This window comes from Pseudomonas edaphica, assembly GCF_005863185.1.
Classification (GTDB): domain Bacteria; phylum Pseudomonadota; class Gammaproteobacteria; order Pseudomonadales; family Pseudomonadaceae; genus Aquipseudomonas; species Aquipseudomonas edaphica.
The window spans coordinates 1-4,115 of record NZ_VBVZ01000548.1 but is presented as its reverse complement, the minus strand read 5'-3'; the positions used below and the strand labels follow the sequence as shown (position 1 = coordinate 4,115).

Here is a 4,115-nt window from a genome sequence, read left to right as displayed (position 1 = left end):
CCGCTACCGATAAGCGTGACTCTTTAACGAATTCATGACTTCCCACCAGGGGTTAAAAATGAAACAGCAGATTCTGATTATTGGCGCAGGTTTCGGTGGTATGTGGACGGCTTTGAGTGCCACGCGCCTTTTCGACATTCATGGTCACAACGACGTTGAAGTGACCGTGCTGGCCCCTCAGGCCGAGTTGCGCGTCCGTCCGCGTTTTTACGAGCCTGATGCGCACCGACTGGTCGCGCCGATTGGCGAGCTGTTCGATGCGGTAGGTGTCAAGTTCATCAAGGGAGCCGCAGAGACCATCGACGTTCAGCAAAAATGTGTCGGTTACATCGATACCTCTGGCACCAAGCAAGTGCGCAGCTACGACAAACTTGTTCTAGCCACTGGCAGCCGGCTCGCGATGCCCAACACTCAAGGTGTGGCGGAATACGCCTTCGATGTGGACCAGATCGAGCAAGCCGTACGTTTGGAGAACCACCTCAAGTCCCTGGCAGGCCTTCCAGAAAGCAAAGGCCGCAATACTGTAGTGATTGCTGGCGGCGGCTTCACCGGCATTGAAACGGCGACCGAAATGCCGGCTCGTCTGCGGGCCATACTAGGTGATCATGCGGACATAGAAGTGATCATCGTGGATCGTAGTGAAAAAGTCGGGGCGTCAATGGGGGCCGAAATCAGTAGGTCGATCGCCGAGGCCAGCGATGAGCTAGGGGTGAAATGGCGCTTGAAATCGTCTGTGGTAGCAGTCGATGAAAATGGGGTAACCCTTGACTATGGCCAGCGTATTGAAGCGAAGACCGTGGTCTGGACCACTGGTGTGCGGGCCAGCTCGCTGACCGAGCAGATCCCAGGTGAACGCGATTTCCTCGGTCGTCTGCATGTGGATTCCCACCTGAAAGTCATCGGCCAGCAAGACATCTTTGCCACCGGCGATGTTGCTTACGCCGCCACCGATGACCTTGGCAACCATGCACTGATGACTTGCCAGCACGCCATCGTCCTGGGCCGCCACGCTGGCAACAACGTTGCCGCGCAGATTTTAGGTGTGGATCCGACCTCGTACAGTCAGCCCAAGTACGTCACCTGCCTGGACTTGGGGGGCTGGGGTGCGGTCTACACCGAAGGATGGGATCGCCAGGTCAAGTTGACCCGGCAGGAAGGCAAATCGCTCAAGACGCAGATCAACACTGTGTGGATCTACCCTCCGGCCGCCAACCGTGATGCAGCGTGGGCGGCGGCGGATCCATTGATCCCCATTGCCTGAGATGCTAGCCCTGGGAGGCGTTATCTTGATAACGCTTCCTTCTGAAAAATCCTGCGGGTTTGCAATGCCCCGATTGAAGCTCAGTGACGAGCTTTGGCCGAAGCTGGAAAAAATTCTGCTTCAACAAGCGATTTATCACAAGCCACATCTGCGGATGACAGTTGAGGGAATGCTTTACCGAATGCGCGTGGGCTGTCCCTGGCGAGACCTGCCCCGCGCCTTCGGCTGCTGGAACTCGGTCTACAAACGCTTCAACGCCTGGTCGGCGGCCGGCAAGTGGCTCAGCGTTTTCAACGCTTTGCTCGAGGAGCCCGACTTTGAGTGGGCATTCATCGACGGCACCTATGTAAAGGCTCATCAGCACAGTGCCGGTGCGGCCAGTGGTCAGCCTGAAGCGATCGGTAAAAGTCGCGCCGGCCATACGAGCAAGATCCATCTGGCTGTTGATGCGCATGGCTTGCCTGTGGCTTTCGAGATTACCGGAGGTGACATCAACGACTGCACGGCAGCTCCCGAACTCATTGCACAGATGCCGTCTGCCGAGGTGATCGTGGCGGACAAGGGTTATGACAGTGAGCCCATCCGCGAACAGATCGAGACACAGGGCGCCCGACCGGTGATCCCCAGAAAGCGCAACTCGATCAGGGGCAATGCCGACTTGGACAGGGGGCTGTATCGCTACCGGCATCTGGTTGAAAACGCCTTTGCGCGGCTGAAACACTACCGTGCCGTGGCGTTTCGATACGACAAGCTGAAGCGGAATTATGAGAGCATGATAGCCATGGCCTGCGGGTTCCTATGGTTGCCCATGTGAAACGTCAACAGGCCCTAGGAAATTTCCTACATAAGTTGGCTCATCCCCCCATGTATTTTCGCGGTTCCTCCTTTGAGTTATCTCATGGCCGCTCGCATCGATGTGCTCCACTTCGCGAAGCGGCTTTTTTACGCCTCTAACCTGCCTGCAGGAGATCATAGAAAGCCTTGTCAGTTACACCGACGCAATAACCCCATCCCGGTATCGCCAAGAGTTGAATCAACAGCCGACGATGAGCAGGGGAATTCCCTATTCAACCTGGCCCATTTCTCTCTTAGCGTTACAGCGTTCGCCCCGCCAGCGTTTTCCAAGCAGCCTTACCGGGGGACTTGCTGCTGGTATGGGTGAACTCCATCCATGGTGAAGCACCGTCCCTCAACGCGCAGCAGCGAGATGCCGCTGGCTTGGAGTGATGCGACCCGCCCGAGGACAGGAGACCGCAATGAGCACGCCAATTCCTTGCTACCACTGCACCCTGCCCGTGCCTGCCGGCAGCCCCTATACCGCTGTCGTCCTGGGCACAACCCGCGCGTTCTGTTGCGCGAGTTGTCAGGCCGTGGCCCAAGCCATTGCTGCCAATAATCTGGAGGGTTACTACGGCCACCGCAGTGAAGCCTCGACCAACCCCGAAACGTTGCCAAAGCAGTTGCCGGATGAGCAAGTGCTATACGACCGGGTAGATGTACAGCAACACTTCGTCCAGCATGAGGGCGAGCTGGCCACAACCCTCCTGATGATCGAAGGCATCAACTGCGCCGCTTGCGGCTGGCTGATCGAAAAACACCTGCGCGCTCTGCCGGCGGTGGCTGAAGCACGACTGAACTTGTCCAACCATCGCTTGAATGTGCGTTGGGATGACCAGCAGCTACCCCTGAGCCAGGTGCTTAACGAGATCAGACAGATCGGCTACGCCGCGTACCCCTATCAGGCCGATCATGCGTCCGAACAACTGGCCAGCGAAAATCGCCTGGCCCTGCGTCAGCTGGGTGTTGCCGGGCTGCTATGGTTCCAGGCAATGATGGCAACCATGGCGACCTGGCCGGAATTCAATTTGGATTTGAGCCCCGAGTTGCACACCATCTTGCGCTGGGTAGCGTTGTTTCTCACCACACCCATCGTTTTCTACAGCTGCGCGCCATTCTTCAAAGGCGCCCTGCGTGACCTGCGCACCCGTCACCTGACCATGGACGTCTCGGTGTCCCTGGCGATAGGCATCGCCTATATCGCCGGGATCTGGACTGCGATTACCGGAGTCGGCGAGTTGTACTTCGATGCCGTGGGCATGTTCGCCTTGTTCTTGCTCGCCGGACGCTACCTGGAACGCCGAGCCCGCGAGCGTACGGCGGCCGCCACCGCGCGCCTGGTGAATTTGCTGCCGGCCTCGTGCCTGCGCCTGGACGCCGACGGCCAGAGCCAACGCATCCTGCTCAGCGAACTGCGCCTGGGCGACAAGGTACTGGTGCATCCCGGCGCCATCCTGCCCGCGGACGGCAAGATCCTCGAAGGCCAGTCGAGCATCGACGAATCCCTGCTCACCGGCGAATACCTGCCGCAACCGCGCAACCCGGGCGACGTGGTTACCGCCGGCACCCTCAACGTCGATGGCACGCTGACCTTGCAAGTCCTGGCCCTGGGCCAGGACACTCGCCTGTCCGCGATCGTCCACCTGCTGGAGCGAGCCCAGACAGAAAAACCACGCCTGGCCGAAATCGCCGATCGCGCCGCCCAATGGTTCCTGCTGTTCTCGCTGATCGCTGCGGTTGCCATTGGCTTGCTCTGGTGGCAACTGGACGCCTCACGGGCCTTCTGGATCGTCCTGGCAATGCTCGTCGCCACCTGCCCCTGCGCGCTGTCCCTGGCCACCCCGACCGCATTGACCGCCGCCACCGGCACCCTGCACAAACTCGGCCTGCTGCTGACTCGCGGCCATGTACTCGAAGGCTTGAATCAGATCGACACGGTGATTTTCGACAAGACCGGCACACTCACCGAGGGCCGCTTGACCTTGCGTGCGATTCACCCCTTGGGCGATCTCGACAG

3 protein-coding genes are annotated in these 4,115 nt (G+C 59.1%); all 3 read left to right on the top strand.

Annotated features, from left to right (window positions below; genetic code table 11):
* Positions 1-58: 58 nt before the first annotated feature.
* Positions 59-1,261: an NAD(P)/FAD-dependent oxidoreductase gene (locus FEM54_RS26210; protein ID WP_138453622.1), complete on the top strand. Its 1,203-nt coding sequence runs from the start codon at positions 59-61 to the stop codon at positions 1,259-1,261.
* Positions 1,262-1,325: 64 nt separating this feature from the next.
* Complete coding sequence (locus FEM54_RS26205; protein WP_138453623.1) at positions 1,326-2,075, top strand: IS5 family transposase; 750 nt, start codon at positions 1,326-1,328, stop codon at positions 2,073-2,075.
* A gap of 442 nt (positions 2,076-2,517) precedes the next feature.
* Positions 2,518-4,115: heavy metal translocating P-type ATPase (locus FEM54_RS26200; protein WP_138453621.1), on the top strand; the 1,598-nt coding region annotated here is incomplete at its 3' end.